General features: G+C 40.7%; 2 protein-coding genes. One reads left to right on the top strand and one right to left on the bottom strand.

What is annotated here, in order from left to right:
* A partial coding sequence (locus A7D14_RS02650) for a transposase (protein WP_255307371.1) occupies nucleotides 1-409 on the top strand: 409 nt, incomplete at its 5' end.
* A 96-nt stretch (nucleotides 410-505) separates the two neighbouring features.
* Here A7D14_RS02650 and A7D14_RS19940 read toward each other — a convergent pair.
* A partial coding sequence (locus tag A7D14_RS19940) for a hypothetical protein (protein ID WP_176712350.1) occupies nucleotides 506-820 on the bottom strand: 315 nt, incomplete at its 5' end.

Raw genomic sequence — 820 nt, 5'->3', positions numbered from 1 at the left:
CAAGATCTGCAAGGGCTGCCCGTTACGTTCGAGCTGTCTTGGCAAGGTGAACGAGAAACAATTTTCGGTGACCTACTATCGCGAAGAATACGAACGCAACATCCAAAGGGTCGAAAGTCCACAGGGCAGGTATATGAAGGGCAAACGGCAGAGTACTGTGGAACCGGTGTTCGGTAGCCTGACCCAGTTCATGGGACTGCGGAAGATAAATACCATTGGCCTCGGACAGGCCAACAAGTGCATGCACCTAGCGGCCATCGCCTACAACCTTAAGAAGTACCTGAAATTCGAAGGAAAACGGGTAAAAAGTGGGGCGGGGCAACTTGCTTTGTCCACTTTGCTGAAAAACGCACTTATTTTCCTCTTTGGACCTTTTGAAAAAGACATAAGGCCCAATCTTCAATGTTAATGGGAAAATAAAAAAGCCCCTTAAAGAGGCCTATATCAATCCGTTTTGGTGCTGATCAGGGGCTTGTGCAACGGTTACCATTGTTAGCCACTGGCTTTACTTCTTTTTATCTTTTTTAGAAGTTTTCTTTAATGGTTTAATTTCATCAAGGGTGCTTTCAATTCCTTGCTCTTTAAATTCAGAGGAAAGTCCAATTTGTACAATATCCCTTTCCTTTCTCCAATAAATTACTGCTAAAAAGGCGATTGTGATTTGAACTTGTATTTCCGAATTATCTTTAAACTCTTTACTATCCCATTTTTCTTTTACCTTTTTATTCTCTGGATTACTTACATCTATTACCGAAGCATATATATTTAAATCTTCATTAAGTAATTTTAGTTGACTATCCGCTTTTTCCTGCTCTAGTAT

Source organism: Allomuricauda sp. CP2A, assembly GCF_001683915.1.
GTDB lineage: Bacteria > Bacteroidota > Bacteroidia > Flavobacteriales > Flavobacteriaceae > Flagellimonas.
Note: the sequence above shows the minus strand (reverse complement) of the source record. Positions and strands in the feature narration are given on the sequence as shown.